The sequence below is a fragment of the Myroides gitamensis genome (genome assembly GCF_029894455.1).
GTDB lineage: Bacteria > Bacteroidota > Bacteroidia > Flavobacteriales > Flavobacteriaceae > Flavobacterium > Flavobacterium odoratum.
On the sequence record NZ_JARYHN010000001.1, the window covers coordinates 2,622,789 to 2,648,334 of the forward strand.

Consider the following 25,546-nt stretch of genomic DNA (forward strand, 5'->3'; position numbering starts at 1 on the left):
AATAGAGAAAAAGAAAAATGAAAAAAACGTTTTTAATCGCTGGTATGATGCTACTTGGCACAACCGCTATGCAAGCACAAGAAGTACAAAAAGAAGAGTCTACAACAATTTTACCTGAAGTTCCTGTTGCGGAGATTGTAGAAAGCGCTGTAGAAGAAGCTCCAACTATGAGTACGGAAGAATTAAAGGCATTTGAGCAAGAACAAAAGCAAATTGAGCGCGAGCGCAAAGCAGAGCTTAAAAAGCAAAAAGAGATTGCTAAAACCCAAAAGAAAATCCAAAAAGCAACAGAGAAGCTAAACAAGACGAAAGCGAAGTACAACAAAGAGAATGACACGTTTAATCGCGATATGGCTTTAGGTAAAATTGCTCCTGTTCAAGAATTAAAAATCAAAACAAAACTGCATAAATACCAAACGCAAATTGCCAATTTGGAATTTGACATTAAAGCAGAAGAATACAAATACGAAACATTAACAAAATAAGAAAAAAGCGAAACTTAGGTTTCGCTTTTTTTGTTTACGGTTGACAGTTGACAGTGTATGAAAACAAAAAAACCGATAACTTTCGTTATCGGTTTTTTTCTGATGTGGTGCCTCCAGGAATCGAACCAGGGACACAAGGATTTTCAGTCCTTTGCTCTACCAACTGAGCTAAGGCACCAGTTGCTTATCAATAGTTTAAAATTTGTGGTGCCTCCAGGAATCGAACCAGGGACACAAGGATTTTCAGTCCTTTGCTCTACCAACTGAGCTAAGGCACCAGTTTTAAACTAAGTTACTAAAAGCTAATTTTGTGGTGCCTCCAGGAATCGAACCAGGGACACAAGGATTTTCAGTCCTTTGCTCTACCAACTGAGCTAAGGCACCAATTGGCTTTTAGTAGTGAACTTTTGTTCTCTTAAGCGGTTGCAAATATATAATACTTTTTTATTCTTCCAAAACTTCTCTAGCAATTTTTCTTTATTTATCTTTGTTAAACTAAGCAATAGAAACATGATCTATACCCTTGATATCGGAAACACCAGAACCAAACTCGCTATGTTTGAAAACAATAGCCTTTTGAAAACCGAATATCTTTCAACAAAAAACTTACAAGAAGAACTTTTATTTTTTTTAAAAAAAAATAAAACAAAGCCGAAAATTATACTCGCAAGCGTCGTTCATTTGGATTCTGAGCTGCTCAATTGGCTTCAAACCCATACTGATTTCATTCAAATCAGCCATACAACTCCTCTTCCTGTAGTGAATAAATATCAAACTCCTCATACCTTGGGGATCGATCGGCTAGTAGTCGCTGCTGGATCTACTATTGTTTATCCCAATACTGCCCGTTTAATCATCGATGCAGGAACTTGTATTACCTACGACTTTGTCAATACTGAAAATGAGTATTTAGGTGGTGCTATTTCACCTGGTTTACAATTACGATATAAAGCATTGAACGATTACACAGCAAAACTCCCTTATTTGCAAACGGAAGATATTAATTATTTTATCGGAAAAAATACAAATGAATCCATCCAATCGGGGGTTATCAACGGAATTGTTGCAGAAATAGACAATATTATCGACCATTATAAAAAAGATTATTCTGATTTAACAATAATTTTAACGGGTGGGGATACAGTTTTTTTGGCTAAAAGATTAAAAAATATAATATTTGCTAATCCAAACTTTCTTTCTGAAAGTCTGAACTATATATATCAATACATAATTGAAAATGATAAAAAGAATCATTCTTAGCTTTAGCCTTATTTTATCCGCTCAAGCTTTCGCTCAGCAAGGAACTGCATCTCCTTATTCGTATTACGGAATTGGAGACTTAGGTTACAATGGTACAAATGAATATAAAGCTATGGGAGGTACTAGTGTCTATTCAGATAGTTTGCACCTAAACTTATTGAACCCTGCTGCTATTAGCAAATTACAGGCTACTACATTCACTGTTGGATCTACCTCGAAGTTCTATAATTTCAAATCAGATAACAGCAATGACAACATAAAACGTCAAACAATTGATTATTTCGTTGTAGGATTACCTATTTCTAAAAAGTCAGGGGTTATTTTTGGACTTCAGCCTTATTCTTCTGTTGGTTATAAAATCGAAAGAGAGCAAATGAATGAGTTGAATCAGAAAGAATTCAATCAACTAGAGGGAACTGGAGGAATTAACCGTGTATTCTTGGGTACAGGATATGAAATAAACAAAAACTTTCAGGTTGGTATTCAAGCTAGTTATTTCTTTGGTAACACAGATAATACAAATACCATCGCGTTATTAGATGCTGGAGATGGATTTGGTTTGCTTACTAGTACAAATGAAAAAAGACGAATTGATTACAAAGGATATGAGATTCGCGCTGCTCTTCAATATGAAGGAAAATACAAAGGGTATGATTGGAAAGCCAATCTTACGTACAGTCCTGAAACGAAGTTAACAGCTGATAATGTAACGAACCTGAGAATTATCAATGCAAATGGTGGTATTGTTGATTCTAAAGAAATTTTTAATGGAAGTACGAAATTAACGAAACCGCAAGAATTAGCAATTGGAGCTGGTATTGGGAAAGATTTAAAATGGTTTGTTTCTGGACAATTCACGTATATTGAAAACAGTAAATTAGCATCAAGCTGGAGTACGGCCCAATATGCGGGTTATGAAGATACCAAACGTTATGCTGTTGGAGGTTTTTATATTCCTAAATACAATTCTTTCACAAGCTATTTTGATCGCGTTGTATATCGTGCTGGATTCCGTTATGAGAACACAGGTTTAGTATTGAAAAATGAATCAATCAACGACTATGCCTTTTCACTTGGTGCAGGATTCCCACTATTTGGGCGTTCTTTGTCTAATGTGAATATCGGGCTTGAGTATGGAAATAAAGGAACAAAAAACAGTGGATTAGTTAAAGAAAACTACTTTAACCTTTCTATCGGTTTATCTTTAAACGATTTCTGGTTCTTAAAACGTAAATTTGATTAATACAACTTATACATGTTGTTAACTAAAAAAACACTTTTTATTTCTTTACTACTCAGTAGCATCAGCTTTTTTTCTTGCGAGAGTAAGTTTAGAGATATTCAAAAAATACACGACAAAGCTCCATTTTATCCAGCTGGAATAGCAGAAAAAATGCGAGGTCAATACATTGATTCCGGAAGAGTCAAAGCGATTTTAGTTAGCGAAAAAATGCTTGATTACTCCACTGTAAAATACAAGTTTACCGAATTTCCAGAAGGAATTAACCTGACGTTTTTCGATAACAACAACAATAAAAACACCGTAGTAGCCGATTATGCTATACAGTATACTGCAACAGAGCTTATTGATTTAAGAGGCAATGTGGTGATTACAACACATGATAATAAGAAATTAGAATCCGATCAGTTGTACTACAACCAAAGATTAGATTGGTTTTACACCAATGGTAAATACAAAGCTTCGACAGACAAAGAAAACTTCACCCAAGGTGTAGGTGTTGACTTTGATGGAAAGCTAAACATTATTAAAGCTAGAAATAGCTACGCAGAAAGTATTAAAAAAGAAGAAAACTAAACCTATGAAAGCACTACAACTTATACCTTTTCTATATTTATTTGTTGCCATTCTATTCATCTATGATGGGGCAACTAAAATCATGGCAGGTGAGCCCTTCTCAAATTATTGGACAAGCTTTCTTGTTGCAGGTCTAGCTATTTTTATGTTCTTCTTCAGAAGAAAATACAGCAAAAGAATGGTTGACCATTACAATAAAAAATAATCATCAAGAAAATATACGTAAAACCGTAAAGTTTAAAACAAGCTTTACGGTTTTTTTTATCCTATAAAGCTCCTTTTTTCTTACACTTTCCTACTTTCATCTTTTTTTTATTTTTAGTCCATCCCTCGTTTTTCTCACCATTTTCCCCATCTTGAATCAAGCTTTAAGTAAAAAATTCTGTTTTTTAACATTAAAAAACAGCAGGAAACACATTCTTTCTTCAAAATAATAGGTTTACCCCTTTTATTATTAAAGAGATAATTGTATTTTCGCTCTCTGAAAAAAATTACACATAATAAAAAAACATGGCAGTTTTATCAAAAATTAGACAAAAGTCGGCGCTGTTAATTGCAGTAATTGGTATTGCTTTATTAGCATTCGTTATTGGAGACGTAGTTAGAAGCGGAGGTGCTGGTTCTTCAAGAAATATTGGAAGCGTAAATGGTGAAGATATCAATACGCAGATTTTTCAACAGAAAGTTTCCCAAGCGGAGCAAGGGAATCAAATGAGTAGAAATCAAGCCTATCAAATGGTTTGGAATACCGAAGTGAATAATATACTGCTAAAAACGGAGTTCGAAAAATTAGGTTTACAAATTGGAAAGGATCAATTAATCAACGTAGTGAAAACCAACCCTATGTTTGCTAATAGTCCTGAATTCCAAAATCAATTAGGACAATTCGACATGGCTAAGTTCAATGCTTGGGTTATGGCAATGAAACAAGCTGGACCAGAACAATGGCAAGCTTGGTTAAGCTATGAAGTTGAGTTAGAGAAATTTGGTTTACAACAAATGTACAATGCCTTGGTAAAAGGTGGAGTATACACAACACAAACAGAAGCTAAATATGCTTACCACGGTGAAAATAGCAAAGTAACTTTTGACTATGTAACTGTTCCATATAGCACAATCAATGATGATCAAGCGAAAGTAAGTGATTCAGAAATTACAGGTTATATGCAAAAACACGAAAATAGATTCAAATCTGAACCTACACGTGAGTTAACTTATGCTTATGTTGAAAGCACACCTTCTGAAAAAGACAAAGAAGATGTAAAAGAAACAGTTGAAGCTTTCTTAAAGCCAACAGTTCAATACAATGCTGAAACTAAAAAGAACGATACAATTGCAGGTTTTAAAGCAACAAAAGACTTAGTTGCTTTTATCAATGCAAATTCAGATGTAAAATTTGATAGCGTTTATTATGCTAAAAAAGATTTACCATTAGAATTCCAAGAACAATTATATAACTTACCAACAGGAGAAGTATTTGGTCCTTATTTATTCAATGATCATTACTGTATTTCTCGTATGGTAGGCAAAAAAGCTGGAGCAAAAGCAAATGCTGCTCACATCTTAATTTCGTATGCTGGTGCACCACAAAGTGCTGCTACTAGAACGAAAGAAGAAGCAAAAGCAAAAGCGGATGAAATCTTGAAAAAAGCTACTGCAGCGAACTTTGCTGAATTAGCTCAAGCTGAATCAGAAGATCCAGGATCAAAAGCAAACGGTGGTAAATACGAAGATATCGCTAAAGGACAAATGGTTAAACCTTTCGAAGATTTCATTTTCAACAACGCTACAGGTAAAATTGGAGTAGTTGAAACAGACTATGGATTCCACGTAATTCAAGTATTAGGAAAATCAGAAGGTGTACAAATTGCTACATTGGCTAGAAAAGTAGAAGCTTCAGAAGCAACAGCTGACGAAGTATTCGCAAAAGCAACAAATATTGAATCTGCTGCAACTTCAGGAAACTTAGTAGCAGAAGCAGAAAAAGTAAATGCAGTTGTTCAACAAAACGTAACAGTTCGTCCTTTTGACGAGTACTTACAAGCAGTTGGAGCAAGAAGTGAAATCGTTTCTTGGGCATTTAACAAAGAGACTAAAGATGGAGACGTAAAGCGTTTTGACATTCCTGATGGTTATATCATCGCTACTTTAGCTTCAACAAACAATACTGGTTTATTACCAATTGAAGAAGCTAGAAAAATTGTTGAGCCAATCTTAATGAATGAGAAAAAAGCTCAAGTAATTAAGCAAAAAATGACAGCTGCTACAGTAGAAGAAGTTTCTAAACAAACAAACGCTTCAATCGCAACTGTATCAGAAGTATCAAGACAAAACCCGTTAATTCCAAATATCGGAAACGAACCTTTAGTAGTTGGAACAGCTTTCGGAACAGCTTTGAATCAAAACTCAAAACTGATTGATGGAGCAAATGGAGTTTACATGGTAAAAACAACCAACGTTGCTTTAGCACCAGATTTAGACAACTACAACAACTACAAAACAAGAACTGAAAATGCAGTTCGCATGAGCGCTTCATCTAAAGTGTTACAAGCACTGAAAGAACAAGCTAAAATTAAAGACAACAGAATTGGAATGATCCAATAATCATATCAAAAGCCATCTACGATTAGATGGCTTTTTTTATTCTTTTCGTTTAACTAAGAAAAATACCTTATTTTTGCCCTGAATTCTATATTTAACACGATACATATGAAAGCATACGTTTTCCCTGGTCAAGGTGCTCAATTCACTGGAATGGGTAAAGATTTATACGAAAGTTCAGCAATTGCAAAAGAACTATTCGACAAAGCAAACGACATTCTTGGGTTCAATATCACAGACATTATGTTTGAAGGAACTGCAGAACAACTAAAAGAAACGAAAGTTACACAACCTGCTGTATTTTTACATTCTGTTATATTAGCAAAAACAATTGAGAACTTTAATCCAGAGATGGTTGCAGGACATTCATTAGGTGAATTTTCAGCTTTAGTTGCCAATGGTACCTTAGCTTTTGAAGATGCTTTAAAATTAGTATACCAAAGAGCTATGGCGATGCAAAAAGCATGCGAAATCGCACCTTCAACAATGGCTGCCGTATTAGGTTTAGAAGATGCTATTGTAGAACAAGTATGCAAGGAAATTGACGGTGTTGTTGTTGCAGCAAACTACAACTGCCCAGGTCAATTGGTTATCTCTGGAGAAACAACTGCAGTAGAAAAAGCATGTGAAAAATTAAAAGAAGCTGGAGCAAAAAGAGCTCTATTACTTCCAGTAGGTGGAGGATTTCACTCGCCTATGATGGAACCAGCTAGAACAGAATTAGCTGCTGCTATTGAAGCAACAACATTCAACCAACCTTCTTGCCCTGTATATCAAAATGTACCTGCTCATGCAGTAAGTGACCCAGAAGTAATTAAAAATAATCTTATTGTACAATTGACAGCTCCTGTAAAATGGACACAAGCAGTACAACAAATGATTGCTGATGGAGCAACTTCATTTACAGAAGTAGGTCCAGGAAAAGTTTTAACAGGCTTAATCAAAAAAATTGACAAAGACGCTGAGACTTTCAATATCTAAAATTCAACTAACCATACTTATAAAATCCTTGATTCCAAAAGTGTCAAGGATTTTCTATTTCATTAAAAACCGTGGAAAAATTATCACTTCAAGAGTGGGTATTAATCTTTACACTCGCTAGCTTAACCGCTTTAGGTCCATTAGCTATTGACATGTATTTACCTGCTTTTCCAAAGATAGCTACTGATCTACAAACAGACGTAAGCTATGTTCAAATATCTTTATCAACCTTCTTAGGAGGCTTAGCAGTAGGTCAATTATTTTGGGGACCAATATCAGATAAATATGGAGCTAAAAAGCCCATTATCTTATCATTGAGTATTTTCATCCTCACTTCTTTTGCTTGTTTGTATGTCTCTGATATCAAAATGATGTGGGCATATCGTTTTTTACAGGCTTTCGGAAGTAGTGGCGGACTTGTCATTGCGCGTTCTATTGTCAATAAACGATTCGATAAAGACAAAACACTAAAGATATTTAGCATCTTAGCCCTTGTTGGCGGGGTTGCGCCTATTGTTGCGCCTATTTTAGGAAATGCTGTACTCAAGTACTTTGATTGGCCTCATATTTTTACTGCCATGGGAGTGTTTGCTCTTTTTAGTATTGCCATGACCTTTACCTTTTTAAAAGAAGACTTTTCTAATCGCTTGCCTTCTTTAGAAGTAAAATCCATCATTCAAAACTACTTGAGGCTTTTTGAAAACAAAACATTCATAACCTATACCTTGGTTGGAAGTATCGCCTTCAGTTGTTTGATGCTTTACATTTCCAATTCTCCTGTACTTGTGATGGAAGTTGGAGGATTGAGTAGCACAGCCTTTAGCATCGTTTTTATGGTGAATTCGTGTGGGTTAATGGTCGGTTCATTCCTTACCTCCTCTTTTTTAAGAAAACGCCTAGAACCGAAGCAAATCATAACCTTAGGTACTAGCATACAATTAATTTCGGCTTTGGTCTTGTTTGGGTTCATTGTAACAGATGCCTCCATTTATTTCCAATTGGTGCCGCTTTTCTTTTTTGTTTTGCCCTTGGGGATGCTTTTTCCTACTTCAACCACTTTGGCTTTATCACCATTTAAAGCAGAATCAGGTATTGCCTCTCGCCCTATTTGGGGCTTCTCAATTGGCGTTTACCTTTTTGACTTCTGTCCTATTAAATACACTAAACAATGGTTCTATGTATGTTGTTGCACTCTCTTTAGCGGCTTGCGCCCTATGTTCCTTGCTCATCAATACATTGACTCAAAAAAATTAAATAAAAAAAGCCTTGATTTCTCAAGGCTTTTTTTATAGGGTTCAAGGACTATCTTAAAAATGCTTTAATCTCGTCCGTGATAAATTTAATTTGATCTGCCTCTAATTCAGAGTGCATCGGTAATGACAATACCTCTTTCACCAATTGATTTGTCACTGGAAAATCTTCTTCCTTATAACGAGGATCTAGATATGCCTTTTGATTGTGCAATGGAATTGGGTAATAAATTGCACAAGGAATTCCTTTTCCTTGTAAATGTGCCATCAATGCATTTCTATCTGCATTCACGATACGCAAGGTATATTGGTGGAATACATGACTATCATCATCCCCTTCTACTTTTGGCGTAATTACATTCGGATGATTTGCTAAAGCTGCAGAATATTGAGCTGCTGCTTCTCTTCTTGCTTTGTTGTATTGATCTAAACGCGGTAATTTTGCGTTTAATACTGCTGCTTGTAAACTATCTAAACGAGAGTTAACCCCAACAACATCGTGGTGGTAACGCTCATACATTCCGTGATTCACAATTCCGCGAATGATATGTGCTAATTCGTCATCATTTGTAAAAATAGCTCCACCATCACCGTAACAACCTAAGTTTTTAGATGGGAAGAACGATGTTGCTCCAACATGAGCAATTCCTCCCGTTTTTACTTTTTTACCATCCGAAAAAGCATAGCTTGCTCCAATACCTTGTGCATTATCTTCAATTACATATAAATTGTGCTCAGCAGCAATTTTCATAATTTCCTCCATGTTAGCTACGTTCCCAAATAAATGTACAGGTACAATTGCTTTCGTTTTAGGAGTGATTGCTTTTTTAATCGCTTCTACATCAATATTCATGCTATTTGGACAAACATCCACTAAAACAGGAGTTAACTGTAATAAAGCAATTACCTCCACTGTTGCAGCAAAAGTAAAATCAGCTGTGATTACCTCATCACCAGGTTGTAACCCTAGTCCCATCATAGCAATCTGTAATGCATCAGTTCCATTTGCACATGGAATTACGTGCTTTACCCCTAAATACTTTTCTAAATTAGCTTGAAAAGTATGTACTTGAGGTCCGTTGATAAATGCAGAAGATTCTAAAACTTCTTGGAAAGATTGATTTACTTCTTCTTTAATTCCTTCATATTGACCTTTTAAGTCAACCATTTGAATTTGTTTCATCACATTGGATTTAGTAGTATCTCAAAGTCTCTGGCTCCTCCTTATTTTAGAGCCAAACAACTTGACTGTCGATATGTTTTACAGCTACAAAAATACTAATTTCTTTACTTCAAAAATCTTTTCTTTACTAAAAGAAACGTAATTTCGCTAGATAAACTATTCCCTATGCTATTTCTTTATAATCTACTTATTCATATCGCCACTGCAGTCTTGCATCTGATTGCCTTATTTAATAAAAAGATTACCTTATTTGTTCAAGGACGAAAAGCTTCTTTTGCTATTTTAAAGGAACAGATTCAACCTAGCGATCGCGTCTTTTGGATTCACGTAGCCTCTTTGGGAGAATACGAACAAGGTTTACCAATCATGGAAAAACTGAAGCAACAATTTCCTACACATAAAATTGTTTTAACCTTCTTTTCTCCTTCAGGATATGAAGTTAAAAAAAATAACACCATCGCTGATGCGACCTTGTATCTTCCTATGGATACAAAAAGCAATGCTCAAGCCTTTTTGAAACTCGTTCACCCAGAAAAAGTTTTTTTTGTCAAATATGAATATTGGCCAAATTACCTCAATCAACTAAAAAAACAACAAATTGAAACGTACTTGGTTTCTGGCATTTTCAGACCCAATCAGGTATTTTTTAAATGGTATGGTGGTTTTTACAGAAATGCCTTGCATGCCTTCACTTATTTCTTCGTTCAAAATGAAGAATCACGTGCGCTTCTTGCCTCTATTCAACTTAACAATAGTACCGTAGTTGGTGATACGCGTTTTGATCGCGTAAGTCAGATTTTAGAAAACGATAATACCTTGGCTTTTTTAGAAGAACTAACACAGGGTAAAACCAAAAAGACAATTGTAGTGGGGAGTTCATGGCCACAAGATGAAAAGATCATCGTTGATTACATCAATCAAACACAGGATGACACCCTCAAATTTGTCATCGCTCCACACAATATTAAACCAGAGCAGATCAATCAACTCTATCAATCTATTGAGAAACCCAAACAACTCCATTCCAACTATATTCCAGGTGCGACCGATTTAGCTCAAACGCAGGTCTATATTATTGACGCCTATAGTTTGTTAACCAAAGCCTATAGCTATGCTACAATAGCTTATGTAGGTGGTGGTTTTGGAGCGGGTATTCACAACATCTTGGAAGCAGCCACTTTTGGGGTTCCTATTCTAATTGGTCCGAATTACAAGAAGTTTCAAGAAGCTAAAGACTTAATTCAATTAGGCAGTTGTATAGTTATTAACAATGAAGTCGACTTTATTAACAATTTGACCGAGTTATTAACAAATGACACATTGCGTTGTGAATTAAATCACATCAGCTCTACCTTTATTCTAAGTAATAAAGATGCAACAAACAAGATATACAACCACGTATTCAATAAGTTACAATAAAAAATATTTTTATATTCATTAAAAAGTTATTAACATTACATTCTATTACCTTAGCAATGAATTGTTGATAACTTGAAAAAAGTGAAGTTGGCTCTTGCCAATAAAACGAAAAAAAGGTAAGTAAACACTTTTGTTTACTTACCTTTTATAATATGAATTAATAATTACACTATAGGTAACTTATAGAAAGTTAGAGGTATATAAAAATTATATGAATACCGAACGAGCAATATAAGGCAAATTATTGATTCACACAACACCTTTAGTACTATTTGTTAAATTAAACTCGCACCTTAAGATTATTTATTTTTTAAACGATCTCAATCTTTACCTAGGCTCCCACTTCCTTTACTTATCTTATAAAGCCTTGGGAAAACGATTTTTTTTTAACATCCCTAGTCCATCTTTCCTTTTCTATTTTCACAGTTAGATTATCACTTTTATTTTGCTGAATCTCACAGTAAGAAAATGAGCGTTCATCACTGCTCATCGTCCGTTTACCTCCATCATTATAGTAAAAACAACAATTCTAAACTATCGTTCTATTTTTCGCACTACTCTTTCCTAAAAATCGAATAAAACGGCATATCGGCATTTAACACGGTGTTTATTTTTCTCAAAATACACTTAAAATAGTGGATGGATACGCAAACCGTAGCTCCTATTACCTGAATAGTTGTATCTTGCCTGAAATAAAAAAATAACGAACACTTTTATGAACTTAAGACTTAAAAACGCATTTAAACTGCTCGTTGCACTTCTTATTGTTCCTGTTTATGCACAACAAGGAGGTATGTGGATTCCTTCTTTGCTAGAGGGAATGAATGAAAAGGAAATGACGACCTTAGGAATGAAAATGTCCATTCAGGATATTTATGATGTGAATAATTCAAGCATGAAAGATGCTGTTCCACACTTTAATGGTGGATGTACATCAGAGGTTATTTCTCCTCAAGGATTATTATTGACAAACCACCACTGTGGATATGGTCAAATTCAGGCACACTCTTCAGTAGAGCACGATTATTTAGCAGATGGTTTCTGGGCTAAATCACAAGCAGAAGAATTGCCAAACGACAATTTGGAAGTTACTTTCATTGTGCGTATTGAAGACGTGACAAGTGCAGTCATGCATGGAATAAAAGCAAAAGATACTGAAACCCAAAAACAAGAAAAAATCAACGCGAACATTTCGCGTACTGTTGCTACCTTCCCGAAAAAGGATTGGCAAGAGAACAAGATTAAATCTTTCTATGAAGGAAATCAATACATTTTATTTGTTACAGAAACCTTTAAAGATGTGCGTTTAGTTGGAGCTCCGCCTTCATCAATCGGTAAATTCGGATCTGACACAGATAACTGGGTATGGCCACGTCATACAGGAGATTTTTCTTTGTTCCGTATTTATGCAGATAAAAACAACCGTCCAGCTGCTTATTCAAAAGACAACGTACCCTATACACCGAAACACTTCTTCCCTATTTCATTAGATGGAGTAGCACAAGATGACTTCACTATGGTATTTGGATACCCAGGTCAAACACAAGAATATTTACCTTCTTATGCTATCGAGCAAATCATCAATGATTTGAACCCAGCTAAAATTGGAGTACGCGATGTTGCTTTAAAAATTACAGATGAATACATGCGTAATGACCAAGCGATTAAAATTCAATATGCTTCTAAATATGCAGGTACTGCCAACTACTGGAAAAAGTGGATTGGAGAAAGTCAAGGATTGAAAAAGAGTAATGCTGTAGCAGCGAAAAAAGCATTCGAACAAGATTTTATTGTACGAGCAAAGAAGAGCAAAAACGCAAAAGAGTACACTGCGATTTTACCTCAATTCGAAAAATTATACCAACAGATTGCTCCTTATTCATTAAGTAGAGATTACTTCATGGAAGTAGCCTTGCGCAATGGAGAATTATTAGCAGCAGCTTGGCGTGTGTATGGTGTTGAAAGCGCATTAAACAATGAAACTCAATTCCAAAGTAGAAAAGCAAACTTGTTGCGTTCACAAGAGCGTTTCTACAAAAATTACAACAAAGATGTTGATCAAGATGTATTCAAAGCTATTGTAACCTTATATAAGGAGAAAGCACCAAAAGCTTATTTAGCTCCTGAATTACAACAAGCAGATGTAGCTTCTTTAACAAAGGACATTTACACCAACAGTAAATTAACTTCGTATGAAGGGCTAAAAGAACTATTAAGTGGAGATGCAAAACAAGTCAAAGCTGCTTTATTAGCTGATAAAGGCTATGTTTTTGCTAAAAGCTTAATTGAGAATTATCAAACCGCTATTTTACCTCAATATGAGGCTTTAGATTTAGAGATTAAAGCATTACAGCGTACCTATATGAAAGCGCAATTAGAACTTTATCCTGATGCTAGAATTTTCCCTGATGCAAACAGTACACTACGTGTTACGTATGGTAAAGTAGATGGATATGCACCAAAAGATGCTATTTATTATGAGCCTGTTACTCATTTAGATGGAATCATGGAAAAATATGTTCCTGGGGATTATGAGTTTGATGTACCAGCAAAATTAGTTGAACTATATCAAGCTAAAGATTACGGTGCTTATGCAGAAGACGGTAAACTACCTATAAACTTCATTGCAACTAACCACACAACAGGAGGAAACTCAGGAAGTCCAGCTATTGATGCGCACGGAAACTTAATTGGGTTAAATTTTGACCGCGTTTGGGAAGGAACGATGAGTGACATTTATTATGATCCAGCTATCTGTAGAAACATTATGGTAGATGCACGCTATATTTTATTCATTATCGACAAGTTTGCAGATGCAAAACACCTGATAAATGAGATGAAATTGGTAAATCCTAAAAAAAACAAAAAATAACACACTGATTTACAGTGTATTATAAATTATTTTTTTATAGAAAAATATTTTACAAAAACAAATTGTTGAATGAAATATTTTCTATATTTGTATCGAATTAATAATTAACTTTTATAACTTTAGTAAAATGAAAAAAATCGCATTAAGCATTGCTTTAGTAGCTATGATGGGTGTATCTTTTGTTTCTTGTAAAGATACTGCAAAAGAACCTGCAACAGAAGAAGTAACAACAGAAGAAGTAGCTGCTCCAGTTGAGACAGTTGTAACTGAAGAAGTTGTAACTGAAGAGGCTCCAGCTACTGAAGAAGCTCCAGCTACAGAAGAAGCTCCAGCTACAGAAGAAGTTGCTAAATAATTTTAGCTAGCAATAAAAAAAAGCTCTCACTAGGTGAGGGCTTTTCTTTTTTATATGCGTTTCGCTTTTTAATTTAAAGCGATTAATTCTTCTATCAATTTTCTATCATTCGATAAACGAGGCACCTTGTGCTGTCCCCCCAATTTATCACTCCCTTTCAGCCAATCATAAAATAATCCTCGGCGCGCTTGATGTAAGACCAAAGGGTTTAATGTCATATTATTATAACGCTTGGCTTCATAATCGGAATTCACTTCCTGGATACATTTATCTAATACTTCAGCAAACTTGTTTAAATCTTGTGGTGCTTTGGTAAATTCAATCATCCATTCATGCGCTCCTTTTTCTTTACCTACCATAAAAATAGGTGCTACGGTATATTCAGCAATTTCTACTTGAAACAATGAACAAGCCTTCGCTAAGGCTCGATCTGTATTCTCCACCATTAATTCCTCGCCAAATACATTGATATGATGCTTTGTTCTACCTGTAATCTTAATTCGATAGGGCAATAAACTAGTAAAACGAACGGTATCCCCAATCAGATAGCGTACCAATCCGGCATTCGTCGTAATTAACATGGCATAATTTTTCCCTAATTCTACATCGCGTAAAGAAACGATTCGCTGTGCACTTGTTCCAAAAGTATCCATCGGAATAAATTCATAGAAAATACCATAATCTAGCATCAACAACAGTTCATTGCAGCCATTTTGATCTTGAATAGCGAAAAACCCTTCTGATGCGTTGTATATTTCATAGTATTTGAAATCACCACTTGGCAACAATTTCTGGTATTGCTCTTTATAAGGTTCAAAACTTACCCCGCCGTGAAAATATACTTCCGCATTTGGCCATAGCTCTAATAAGCTTCCCTTGCCCGTATCTTGCATAATCTTATTGAAAAGCACCAACATCCAAGAAGGCACTCCCATAAAACTAGTTACATTTTCATTTTGAACTTCTTTGATAATGGCATTCATCTTGGTTTCCCATTCTGCCATCAATGATGTTTTATTGGAAGGAGTACTACTAAACTCAGCCCAAAAAGGCATATTATCAATCAAGATTGCCGATAAATCTCCAAAGATGGTATTATTGTCTTCATACAACTGTTTACTTCCTCCTAAACGCAGTCCTTTACCTGTAAATAGCTGTGAATTTTCATTGTTGTTGAGATACAAACACAACAAATCTTTGGCTGCTTTATAATGGCAGTTTTCTAGTGCTTCATTACTAACTGGGATGAATTTACTCTTTGCATTGGTTGTACCACTTGATTTAGCAAACCATCGAATCGGTTCAGACCAAAAGATGTTGTTCTCCCCTCTCCTCGCCCTTTCTATATAAGGTTCAAATTCTTCATAGGTATAAATGGGCACACGTTCCGCAAATGTTTCATAATTTTTAATACTAGCATAATCATATTGCTTTCCTAGTAAAGTTTTTTCATTGGCTTTAATCAAACCTAAAAAAACATCATTTTGTACCTCATTTGGGTACTTTCGAAATAAATCTATTTGATGAATTCTCTTCTTGAGAATCCATGAAGCAATAGAATTAACAATTGTCAGCGCCATATATACATTATTAATAAAGTAAACTCCTTTTTCTTGTAAAAAGAGAATCTAAACAATAAAATTTGTTTTTGTACTTTTACTCCTTACCCAAAAATAACACTTTTATTTATGCTATACGAAGGAGTTTTAAACAAAATGCAAACGGAATGGAGCAGCCCTATTGAATACTATTTAGTCTTTCAAAATAACTTCATCAATTTGAATCAAGTATTAGATCGTCAACTGAAGATTTCATTTGTCGATTATCAATGTTTGAATTGTGGGCAACACAAAAAAATCTTCCGTCAAGGGTTTTGTTATGACTGTTTTTATGCAAGTCCGGCAGTAGGTGATTGGATTATGCGTCCCGAATTAAGTACCGCTCATTTAGGCATTGCAGATCGCGATTTGGACTACGAAAGCAAGGTTCAATTACAACCTCATATTGTCTATTTGGCTGCATCTAGCGATGTGAAAGTAGGTGTTACTCGAAAAACGCAAGTTCCCACGCGTTGGATTGATCAAGGCGCCTCAAGTGCTATCCCAATTGTTGAAGTACCCAACCGCTATTTAGCTGGAATAACGGAAGTTGCGTTAAAAGGACTTTTTACGGACAAAACCAATTGGCGCAAAATGTTGCAAAATGATACTATTACAACGGATTTACTTGCTATTAGAAATACTCTAGCAGATAAACTCCCAGTAGAAGTACAGCCTTTCTTTGATACAACAACAGCTGATTTGTATGAATTGAATTATCCTGTACTAGAATTTCCTACAAAAATCAAAAGTTTAAACTTAGATAAAACACCAACCTATCAAGGCGTTTTAAAAGGAATAAAAGGACAGTATTTACTATTCGAAGATGGTACTGTTTTTAATATTCGAACGTATGAAGGGTATGTTGTTCAACTTGATATTGAATAAAAAAAAGAGGTTATTCTTCGTCTAGGATAACCTCTTTTTATTCTAATCTAGCATTTAATCGATTTTCTATTGTTCTAATTCTTTGAAGCAAATCTTTCCATTCTAAACTATGCCCTAGTATCATATTCTCTTGCATCAATTCATAATCCGATTTCCAATTCGATAACACCTCATCAGGTGGTATAATACTCAGTTTTCCTTTTTTGTGATTCAAATAGTCTATACCCCGTATAGGATTCATTATTTTACGATGTGCTACAATTAATTCAAATAATTCATTATTTGCTAAGGCTTCTTCTCCATAACTAGACTGCATGATTTTATCCAAATCATAAAGATGCCTACTTAATCTTTCAACTCTTATTACACCAGTCGGTTTTAAAAACTCCTCATGTAGCAATAAAACTTTTTCTAAAAAAGTCCGTGTCGGAACAACAACACGTACATTAAAGAGAAGTATTGAAAAAATCTGTTTAGTATAATACTGATCAATAAAAGAAGAAATTAATTTTGATTCAACAGGTTCTGTCAGAGATCGAGCTCCTATTTCTAAGATTACGCGTTTTTGGATATAACTAACAACCTCTGGAATTTCAGATACGTAATACACTTCTAAAACCATAGGATCGCTCATATCATTTACCTCATTTTGGTATCTAATTTCATATGAACTCGAAGAAATCCCTAACAACTCTAATTGACGAATCAATTCTTCTCTAAACTCATGTATAATGAAATGCCCTGAGGCTTTTCTTAATTGCTTTATTTTTGTCTTTGAATTGACCACATCAAAGCCCAATAAACTTTTATCAAGAATTAAATCAATGTCCTTTGAAAAACGCTCAATCAGATGATACGCTTTACTCAATGAAGTACCTCCTTTAAAAAAAATAAATTCCGTGTATTTCGACTGAAAAATAGCTTTTAATAAAATAGTAACCCACCAATCCTTTTCTATAGCAAAAATAGGTAAACCATAAAAATTTCCTGTTTGTTCTAATACCTTCTTCTTTTGTTCTTTTTTTAGATCAATCCACATACGCATTGGAATAATAAAGTCTATTAATTTCTTTTTGAATCCATACTGGAGCGTATCTCAATTGACTTTGTATCATCTTTCTATCAACTTTTAGTACAGCAGGTGTAATTTGCTTCAAAAATAAAAGAGTTACTTCTTCTTGTCCTTTTGCTTTAAAAGCTTGAACAATAAGATAAAGCAATTGATCTTTTATTTCGAAAGTTTTAGGCACTGTACGTTTAAAAAGAAGTATACGATTCCCGATTTTAATTTCTCTTGGAGAACCATCAGTTAAGTAAACTGCTTTCAGCGGAATTTGCGTAGTTAATCCTAACAAATATTGAGCCATAATTCCAGTTGGAGCAATTCTAATTTTATCGCGTTTTGCTACTTCTTTTGCAATTTCTTCAACACTTGGATAAATTGCCCCTAGTACTGTATCACGCTTGGGTTTTACATAAATTCCTGTAGCAAGTCTCTCAATACATTGTTTTTTCTCCAAACGAAAAAGCACCTGACGAATATTGTCAGATGTACCGTATTTCACAAAATCATCTGCAAAAAAAATAGTGCGTTTCGATGATTTAATAATTTTATTTTCTATTTGATTATGAATTGAGTAAGACATAAAATTACATTTTAATATGTAACAAAAATAATACAAATTTGTGACAAAATACTCTTTAATTTACAATTGTAAAAGCCTTATTTCAACTTGATATTGAATAAAAAAAGGAAGCTGTACAGCTTCCTTTTTTTGTTATTCGCTTTTTTCGTTATTCACTTTTCTTTTTACCAAAAAGATCTTTCAATCCTTTTCCTATTTTCTCTACCGTTTCTTCGGCTTCTTTTTTCTTTTTCTCACTTTCTGGCGTAGTCTCTCCTGTAGTATTGTCTTTGTCCTTATTTCCACCAGTCAAGAGATCTTTTAATGCATCTTTTCCTTTATCTAAGTATTTGTTTGCCTGATCTTCTGCTATTTGTTTGGTCAGGTTTGTTACGACTTCATTCATATTCGTTCCTACCTTTGGTGCACTAAAATCACCCGTCAATCCAACTTTTACAGGAATAGCATCATATTTCGCGCTTTCTTGTGGGCTTAATTTAGTCAATAAATTCGCTACATCAGAACCAAGCATTTTAGCAGGTACTTTAAAATCTAACGTATAATTCATCTGTTGATCAAAACCATGTTCTCCAGAAACTTGAACATTCATGTCTTTGACTTTCAAATCAAAAGGAGAAACTTGTACTTTCCCATCTTTAAACTTCAGGTGAATACGCTTATTATTCAAATCAAGTTTACTTAAATCAACAAACTTCACCGCTGAATCTAAAGAAGACAACAACTTTGAATTTGCTACATTGACTTGTGAATTTAAGATATCACCCGTAAGATCCCCAGAAAGCGTATTCATTATAGGAGAAAAATCACTGCTTGCCAATTGTCCATCTAATTTGATGTTAGCATTAATATTTCCTGCGATAATTCCCGCTATAGGCGCAATCTTTTTCAAGAACTCAAATTGAGTAAATGTCTCTTTAATATCGAGTGTTTTCAGTCCTAAATCCATAGCAAACTTAGGTTGTGTTCCCTTGGTTGATACATCCCCAGCAAATAACAATTTCCCTCCGAATATATCTGTTGTCATATTTTCTAAGCGTGCTGTTTCATCCTTTACAATCAGGCGACCTTTTACATTTTTCAACGTTAGATTATCATACACCACGGTTTTAGCATCTGCATTCAAAGTACAATCCAAGAAAGCAGGAATTTTTAACGATTCTGCTGTCTTTGCCGCAGGTGCTTGCTCTTCTTTTGCTTTCTCTGTTGTAGGAGCTGTATCCTCTTTTAATAAATCCGCTAGAATAAAGTTTGTTGAGCGAACATTAAAATTTCCTTTCAACGTTTGTTTATTGAATAAGAATCCATACAAATTATCCAAACGTCCATCTGCTGCTACGTCCGTTTGTCCTGTAACTAAAGCAAATTTATTCAAGCTGACAAAATTCGGATTAAATGTAATCGCTGCCTCTTTGATATCCAATGGCTTGGCCATGGCATCCGATGCAAAATGGAAATTTGTCAAACTAATATCCCCTGCATTTCTAATATTTTGATACTGACTCTTCTCTACGGAATTCATATCAAAATTCGTTGCTACATTGGCTTTTAAAATTCCCGTTAAAGGAACGTCCATTTGTATTGGATAAGCCTTTGTCACATTGGCTAAATTGATTATTCCGTTCAACTTAGCATCTACGATAGGGTTCTCTGTGATATTTTTAATATTCGCACTTGCATTGAATACATCTTGATCAATTTTAAACGACAGCTTATTCAAATCAACATAGGTATCTTTCATTAGCCCTGTTTTATTCATGATTTGCATATCCAATACAATTTGCTCTACTGCTTTTGGCAAATCAGGGTACTTGAATGAAGCTTTATTCGCAGCCATTTCAATCGCTAATGTAGGAATAGTCGTTTCCGTTAGATTTCCTTTCACTTGCCCTGCTACTTTAAATTCACCTGTTGTTGTTACCCCTTTCAGCCCTCCTGCATATGCTTCGGGAATTAATCCTAAAAAGTTTTTAAAGTCTGAATCTGGTGTAGCGAAAGACAAATCAAAAGCCTGCCCCTCTTCTAACAGTTGAACTTTTCCATCAAATTGTAAAGGCAGTTGATTAATCAATGCTTTATTTTCTTTGAAGGTGTAAATCTGTTGATCCATATCCATACCAATCATAGCATCCAAAGACAGCTGTACTTGATTCAAGAAAGCAGTTCCGTCCATCACAAAAGAGACCTTCGCCTTTGATTTTGTATCTAAATCTAAAACATTAGCGGTTAAATTTCCTTTTCCTTCATGATTAAACTCGTCAATAACAAACTGCATTTTTGAACTTAAATCCGTGTAAGTAATCTTCGTATTTTCAATTTGATAATGTTGCAGAGCCAGAGAGAATGGTTTATCTTCTTTATCCTCCTCTTCTTCTTTATCCTCTTCATCTTTCAATGCGATGTCGTAGTTGGCAATGCCTTGTTCATTCACTAAAACATGGATTGCTGCATCTTTTAGTAAGATTTCTTCGATGTTCATCGGCTTATCTGCTCCATTGAATAATTCCATGACAGACATCTGCAATCCGATGGTTTGTGCCTGCAATAATGTATCCCCTTGAAAAGGCGCTGTATTGACAATCGTCAGCCCATCAATCGTTACGGTTGCTTTCGGGAAATTCTTTAATAAACTCAAATTTACTTTATCAAAAGACACCGTTGCAGTTAGGTTATCATTGATTGTTTTGAGTACTAAATCTTGAATTTTTCCTTTAAATAAAAATGGAGCGACAAGTAGTAAGAGGAAAATCCCCAGTACAACTCCACCAATCCATAATCCAACTTTTTTCTTCATAGTCATTTAATTTTCATACAAAATAACAAAAAAAAGAGTCAACTCAAATGATATGAGTTGACTCTTTCCTATATTAGGTAAATCTTAACCTATTGAATCTTAATTTCGAAAGGCATGATTGCCTGTGCTCCTTTTAGTGAATTAAAGTAATTTAATCGCTCCATCATTTCAAAATTCTCTTGTCCGATTTTTTCTTTCAGCAATTCATCTTGTGTTTGCATGATTGATGCACCTAAGAAGTTGCGCAATAAATCATTGAATTTTAATTCGTATTCTGGATAACTAACGACGTTGTAATCTTCGATTTCTACTTTACTTGCCGCATAAGCAATTGCTGCATCTAATCCTCCTAATTCATCCACTAATCCTTTTTCCAAAGCATCTACACCTGTCCAAACGCGTCCTTGTGCAATTTCATCTACTTTTTCAAATGTCATTCCACGACCAGCCGCTACGCGATTTACGAAAGTCTCATAAATAAATTCGATACTTTCTGTTACTTCCGTTTTAAACGATTCGTCTACTTTTCTGAATGGGCTATAAGAAGCTGCATTTTGATGTGTTTTTACTTGTTCTGCATTCACACCATATTTGGTTGCTAAGGTGCTAAAGTTTGGCAACATACCAAATACTCCAATCGATCCCGTAATCGTAGCTGGATCAGCAAAAATACGATCAGCGCCACAAGAAATATAATATCCTCCTGAAGCCGCTAAATCTCCCATAGATACAATTACAGGTTTTACTTTTTTCGTCAATTCAATTTCTCTCCAAATCAACTCCGATGTTAAAGCACTTCCTCCTGGGCTATTTACACGCAATACAATTGCTTTTACTTTGTCATTCTGACGTGCTTTTCTCAATGCTCTATTCACAGATCCTTCTCCAATAAAGCTCACATTCCCTTCACCATTCAAGATTTGTCCTTGAGCATAGATTACGGCTATTTGATCTGTTGTTGTTTTTTTCGTGCTTGGTGCACCTGCTTTGATGTATTCTAATACATCTATTTTGTTGTATTCTTTATCTTGTGCAAGATCTAATGCTTTTTTAATTCCAGCGTGATATTCATCTTCATACGCTACTTTATCCACCAATTTTACTTGTAATGCTCTTTCTGGTGTACGAGCAGCTAAGTTCGTTGCGATAGCATTTAAACTATCTACAGAAATATTTCTACTTTTCGAAATATCGTTTACGAAGGTTCCCCAAATAGAGTTCAAGAAAACTGTAATTTGTTCTCTGTTGGCTTCACTCATTTGTTTTTCTAAATAAGGCTCAACCGCACTTTTATATTTTCCGTGGCGAATCACTTCCATGTGAACCCCTGTTTGATCTTGCAATCCTTTTAGATATAAGATTTCTGTTGATAACCCACGGAAATCAACCCCTCCTACTGGGTTTACGTATACTGTATCTGCAACAGAGCTCAGGTAATATTCTCCTTGTGAAAACGTATCAGCATAAGACACTACAAATTTTCCACTTTGTTTAAAGTCTTGTAATTTTTCTCTAATTTCTCTGCGTTGTACAAATCCTAAAGAAGAAACGTTATTGAGCAATGAAATTCCTTTGATGCGGTCATCTTCTTTTGCTTGTTCTATTGCCATCAATACATTCGAAACACCGTCTTTACTTTCGTCGCTAAAGTTGAAATCTTTATAACTAAACTTTCCACCGTAATCATATTGAACGGTTGATAAATCTAAGGTAAGAACGGAATTATTCTTCACGATTACTTTATCTGAGCTTCCAGCTACGGCAGCAAAGACAATTAAACCAAAAAACAACAAACCGAAAAAGATGAACAGTCCTAGTAATGTTGCTAATAAATTTCTTAAAAACTTCATAGTATTCTATTTTACTGGATTAGTATACGCTATCGAACAAATGTTACAAAATAAGTATTTTATTTTCATTCAATATCTCCTACAAAGTTAGCATTAATTAAAATTTCTTTTACTTACTTTTGTCCCATGAATACGCAAAATACGCTGGTTTTATCCCTTGGAACCAATCAAGGCGACAAAAAAGCAAACCTTAATAAAGCTATAGACCTGATAAATAACGAAATAGGAACTGTTATTACTGTATCTCCTATTTACGAATTTCCTGCATGGGGGTTTGAAAGTGAGCCATTTTTTAACTGTGCCCTAGTTCTTCATACCCTTTTAGATGCACAAACTGCTATTGCTAAAATCTTAGAAACAGAAAAAAAGTTAGGCCGCATTCGTCATCAACAGACGGGTTATGCAGCGCGAATTATTGATATTGATATTATTGCGTTCAACGATGCAATCATCCAAGAACCCAATTTAGTGGTTCCTCATCCGTTGATGCAAGAGCGTCTTTTTGTGTTACAACCCATGGCTGATTTGCAATTAGACTGGGTTCACCCTATATTCAAAAAAAACTGCCAACAATTAGTACAAGATTGTACCGATCAAACGACATTCAAAAAAGTAGATGTACTATCAGCTCCCTTGCAAAATCATCCCCTACGCAAATTAAATTTCGTAGCCATTGAAGGGAATATTGGAGCCGGTAAAACAACGTTGACACACCGCATTGCGGAAGATTTTAACGCCAAGAGTATTTTTGAAGGTTTTGCTGACAATCCTTTTCTTCCTAAATTTTATGAAGATGCCAAGCGTTATGCCTTTCCATTAGAAATGTCCTTCTTAGCGGATCGCTATGCTCAACTTTCGGATGATTTAGCTCAATTTGATTTGTTTAAAGAATTTATCATTGCGGATTATTATATTTTTAAATCCTTGATTTTTGCTCAAATCACCTTAGAGGAAGATGAATTCCGCTTGTATCAACAAGTGTTTGATATCATGTATAAAGAAACACCGAAACCAGACCTTTATGTTTTTCTCTATCAGAATACCGATCGCTTATTGGAGAATATTCAGAAAAGAGGGCGTTCCTATGAAAATGATATTTCAGGACAATATTTAGATAAAGTTACTCAAGGTTATTTCAATTTCATGAAAACCCTACCAGCAGAAAAAGTATTAGTCATTGATATTTCTGATTTAGATTTTGTAGCCAATCAAGCAGATTATATCCAAATCTTAAATCAGATTGAAAATAAATTGACAACATAAAAAAAGCTCCAATAACCTTGTGTTGATTGGAGCTTTTATATTTTTATCGCATTTGCTGAAATAAATCCCAAATGACAATTCCTGTACTTACTGCTATATTCAAGGAATGCTTTGTTCCGATTTGTGGTATTTCAATTACACCATCACTCAAATCTACTACCCCTTGAGAAACACCTTTTACTTCATTTCCGAATACTAACGCATATTTTTGCTCGTCTTCGATTTGGAAATCGTTCAACATCACACTATTTTCTACTTGTTCAATGGCTTGAACGGAAACTCCTTCTGCCTTCAATCGCTCTACAACCTCAACAACATCCTTGACATATTCCCAAGCGACAGTTTCTGTTGCTCCTAGTGCAGTTTTGTGTATTTCTTTATTGGGTGGTGTTGCTGTTATTCCACATAAATACACTTTCTCTACCAAAAAAGCATCACACGTTCTGAAAACAGATCCGATGTTATGTAAACTTCTTACATCATCTAATACAACAATAATCGGTGTTTTGTCTGATGTTTTAAACTCGTCAACACTCTTTCTATCTAATTCGCTATTGGCTAATTTTCGCATAATAATGGACTATATTTTTGCAAAAATATTGATTAAACTAATACTAGACCAATATTTAATCCATGAAAATTAAAAAGGGGCTTTCCTTAATTACTTCTTTCCGTTTGGTGTAAATAAGTCTATATTTTTAACTAATCTTTCATATCGTTTAATTGTTAAACCTTTTGAAGTTCAATATTTTTGTAGGCTAAAATTTGAATATGTTTCACGAATTAATCAAAAAAGTAATTACCTCTGCTGTTCTCATCTACACTGTTCGTTGTCTTCTTGGTTTCTGCATAGGCTATTATCTTTATATTCACTTTGAGGATCATGAAACCTTGTGGACGATTATTTCGATTATTTTAGTCATTTCACCAGAGGGACAGAATTCAAAAAAGCTCTCTATTGAGCGCTTTAAATCCAATTTGGTTGGTTCAGTTGTGGGTTTAATTTGTTTGGAAATTCACACCCCTAATTTGTATGTCATTCTTTTTGGTATTGTCTTGACAATTCTAATTTGCTACTTTTTCAAAATCCTAAACATGGCTCGTGTAGCCCTTGTCGCTTTGGTTATTATTCTAGTTCAACAGAGTACTGGATTGACAGAAATGACTCCCTTAATGCGTTTCTTAGCGGTAACCATTGGCTGTTTAATTGGTTTAATGGTTGTTATTCTAACCTCCATGCCAATCCGTCGATTGAAGCGATATTACGACCTTCCTTTATCGTAAAAAA

General features: G+C 34.7%; 21 protein-coding genes and 3 tRNA genes. 14 read left to right on the forward strand and 10 right to left on the reverse strand.

Annotated features, from left to right (window positions below; all coding sequences use genetic code 11):
• Positions 1–17 precede the first annotated feature (17 nt).
• A complete protein-coding gene (locus tag M2306_RS11630; protein WP_115092499.1) occupies positions 18–485 on the forward strand; it encodes a hypothetical protein in 468 nt (155 codons plus the stop codon).
• Positions 486–590: 105 nt separating this feature from the next.
• Here the strand turns inward: M2306_RS11630 and M2306_RS11635 are convergent.
• From M2306_RS11635 to M2306_RS11645, 3 genes are all read right to left on the reverse strand, one after another.
• Positions 591–663 (reverse strand) — tRNA-Phe (locus M2306_RS11635).
• Positions 664–690: 27 nt separating this feature from the next.
• Positions 691–763, reverse strand: a tRNA-Phe gene (locus M2306_RS11640).
• Between the two features lie 33 nt (positions 764–796).
• Positions 797–869 (reverse strand) — tRNA-Phe (locus tag M2306_RS11645).
• A 126-nt stretch (positions 870–995) separates the two neighbouring features.
• Between M2306_RS11645 and M2306_RS11650 the strand changes: the two genes are divergently transcribed.
• From M2306_RS11650 to M2306_RS11680, 7 genes are all read left to right on the forward strand, one after another.
• Positions 996–1,745 carry a type III pantothenate kinase gene (locus M2306_RS11650; RefSeq protein WP_115092498.1) on the forward strand — a complete coding sequence of 250 codons (750 nt, stop codon included), beginning with the start codon at positions 996–998 and terminating at the stop codon, positions 1,743–1,745.
• Positions 1,723–2,988, forward strand: coding sequence for a BamG family beta-barrel-assembly machinery protein (gene bamG / locus M2306_RS11655; RefSeq protein WP_259187782.1), 1,266 nt, complete (start codon positions 1,723–1,725; stop codon positions 2,986–2,988). Before M2306_RS11650 ends, bamG begins: the two co-directional genes overlap by 23 nt.
• A 12-nt stretch (positions 2,989–3,000) precedes the next feature.
• On the forward strand, positions 3,001–3,561 hold the full coding sequence (gene lptC / locus M2306_RS11660; RefSeq protein ID WP_259187781.1) for an LPS export ABC transporter periplasmic protein LptC: 561 nt from the start codon (positions 3,001–3,003) through the stop codon (positions 3,559–3,561).
• Positions 3,562–3,565: 4 nt separating this feature from the next.
• Positions 3,566–3,766, forward strand: a complete 201-nt coding sequence (locus M2306_RS11665) for a hypothetical protein (RefSeq protein ID WP_002989994.1) — start codon at positions 3,566–3,568, stop codon at positions 3,764–3,766.
• Between the two features lie 305 nt (positions 3,767–4,071).
• On the forward strand, positions 4,072–6,165 hold the full coding sequence (locus M2306_RS11670; protein ID WP_259187780.1) for a peptidylprolyl isomerase: 2,094 nt from the start codon (positions 4,072–4,074) through the stop codon (positions 6,163–6,165).
• A gap of 105 nt (positions 6,166–6,270) precedes the next feature.
• Positions 6,271–7,143: an ACP S-malonyltransferase gene (gene fabD, locus M2306_RS11675; protein ID WP_259187779.1), complete on the forward strand. Its 873-nt coding sequence runs from the start codon at positions 6,271–6,273 to the stop codon at positions 7,141–7,143.
• Positions 7,144–7,214: 71 nt separating this feature from the next.
• Complete coding sequence (locus M2306_RS11680) at positions 7,215–8,435, forward strand: multidrug effflux MFS transporter (protein WP_498882863.1); 1,221 nt, start codon at positions 7,215–7,217, stop codon at positions 8,433–8,435.
• 10 nt (positions 8,436–8,445) lie between these two features.
• Here M2306_RS11680 and M2306_RS11685 read toward each other — a convergent pair whose 3' ends face one another.
• The gene (locus tag M2306_RS11685) at positions 8,446–9,576 is read right to left on the reverse strand and encodes a DegT/DnrJ/EryC1/StrS family aminotransferase (RefSeq protein ID WP_259187777.1); all 1,131 of its coding nucleotides are present in this window, start codon (positions 9,574–9,576) and stop codon (positions 8,446–8,448) included.
• Between the two features lie 165 nt (positions 9,577–9,741).
• Here M2306_RS11685 and M2306_RS11690 point away from each other — a divergent pair, with 165 nt between their 5' ends.
• The 3 genes from M2306_RS11690 to M2306_RS11700 all read left to right on the forward strand — a co-directional run bounded on the left by M2306_RS11690 (position 9,742) and on the right by M2306_RS11700 (position 14,222).
• Positions 9,742–10,995 (forward strand): 3-deoxy-D-manno-octulosonic acid transferase, encoded by a 1,254-nt coding sequence (locus M2306_RS11690; RefSeq protein ID WP_259187776.1) that lies wholly within the window; start codon positions 9,742–9,744, stop codon positions 10,993–10,995.
• Positions 10,996–11,710: 715 nt separating this feature from the next.
• Complete coding sequence (locus M2306_RS11695; protein WP_259187775.1) at positions 11,711–13,867, forward strand: S46 family peptidase; 2,157 nt, start codon at positions 11,711–11,713, stop codon at positions 13,865–13,867.
• Between the two features lie 127 nt (positions 13,868–13,994).
• The gene (locus M2306_RS11700; protein ID WP_002989980.1) at positions 13,995–14,222 is read left to right on the forward strand and encodes a hypothetical protein; all 228 of its coding nucleotides are present in this window, start codon (positions 13,995–13,997) and stop codon (positions 14,220–14,222) included.
• Between the two features lie 68 nt (positions 14,223–14,290).
• Here M2306_RS11700 and M2306_RS11705 read toward each other — a convergent pair whose 3' ends face one another.
• Positions 14,291–15,802, reverse strand: a complete 1,512-nt coding sequence (locus M2306_RS11705; RefSeq protein ID WP_115092490.1) for a GH3 auxin-responsive promoter family protein — start codon at positions 15,800–15,802, stop codon at positions 14,291–14,293.
• Between the two features lie 108 nt (positions 15,803–15,910).
• On the opposite strand from M2306_RS11705, the gene M2306_RS11710 reads away from it, so the two are divergent.
• The gene (locus M2306_RS11710; protein ID WP_002989977.1) at positions 15,911–16,708 is read left to right on the forward strand and encodes a DUF2797 domain-containing protein; all 798 of its coding nucleotides are present in this window, start codon (positions 15,911–15,913) and stop codon (positions 16,706–16,708) included.
• A 37-nt stretch (positions 16,709–16,745) separates the two neighbouring features.
• Here M2306_RS11710 and M2306_RS11715 read toward each other — a convergent pair whose 3' ends face one another.
• The 4 genes from M2306_RS11715 to sppA all read right to left on the reverse strand — a co-directional run bounded on the left by M2306_RS11715 (position 16,746) and on the right by sppA (position 22,995).
• Positions 16,746–17,747, reverse strand: coding sequence for a nucleotidyl transferase AbiEii/AbiGii toxin family protein (locus M2306_RS11715; protein WP_259187774.1), 1,002 nt, complete (start codon positions 17,745–17,747; stop codon positions 16,746–16,748).
• Entirely contained in the window at positions 17,737–18,354 is a 618-nt protein-coding gene (locus M2306_RS11720) for a DUF6088 family protein (RefSeq protein WP_259187773.1), read from the reverse strand. The genes M2306_RS11715 and M2306_RS11720 overlap by 11 nt, the downstream gene beginning before the upstream one ends.
• 148 nt (positions 18,355–18,502) lie before the next feature.
• Entirely contained in the window at positions 18,503–21,145 is a 2,643-nt protein-coding gene (locus M2306_RS11725) for an AsmA-like C-terminal region-containing protein (protein ID WP_259187772.1), read from the reverse strand.
• A gap of 89 nt (positions 21,146–21,234) precedes the next feature.
• Positions 21,235–22,995 carry a signal peptide peptidase SppA gene (sppA, locus tag M2306_RS11730; protein ID WP_259187771.1) on the reverse strand — a complete coding sequence of 587 codons (1,761 nt, stop codon included), beginning with the start codon at positions 22,993–22,995 and terminating at the stop codon, positions 21,235–21,237.
• Positions 22,996–23,121: 126 nt separating this feature from the next.
• On the opposite strand from sppA, the gene folK reads away from it, so the two are divergent.
• Positions 23,122–24,258, forward strand: a complete 1,137-nt coding sequence (folK, locus tag M2306_RS11735) for a 2-amino-4-hydroxy-6-hydroxymethyldihydropteridine diphosphokinase (protein ID WP_259187770.1) — start codon at positions 23,122–23,124, stop codon at positions 24,256–24,258.
• Between the two features lie 43 nt (positions 24,259–24,301).
• On the opposite strand, the gene M2306_RS11740 is transcribed toward folK, so the two are convergent.
• A complete protein-coding gene (locus M2306_RS11740; RefSeq protein WP_259187769.1) occupies positions 24,302–24,829 on the reverse strand; it encodes an RNA methyltransferase in 528 nt (175 codons plus the stop codon).
• Positions 24,830–25,029: 200 nt separating this feature from the next.
• Between M2306_RS11740 and M2306_RS11745 the strand changes: the two genes are divergently transcribed.
• Positions 25,030–25,542, forward strand: a complete 513-nt coding sequence (locus M2306_RS11745; protein WP_259187768.1) for an FUSC family protein — start codon at positions 25,030–25,032, stop codon at positions 25,540–25,542.
• Positions 25,543–25,546: the final 4 nt, after the last annotated feature.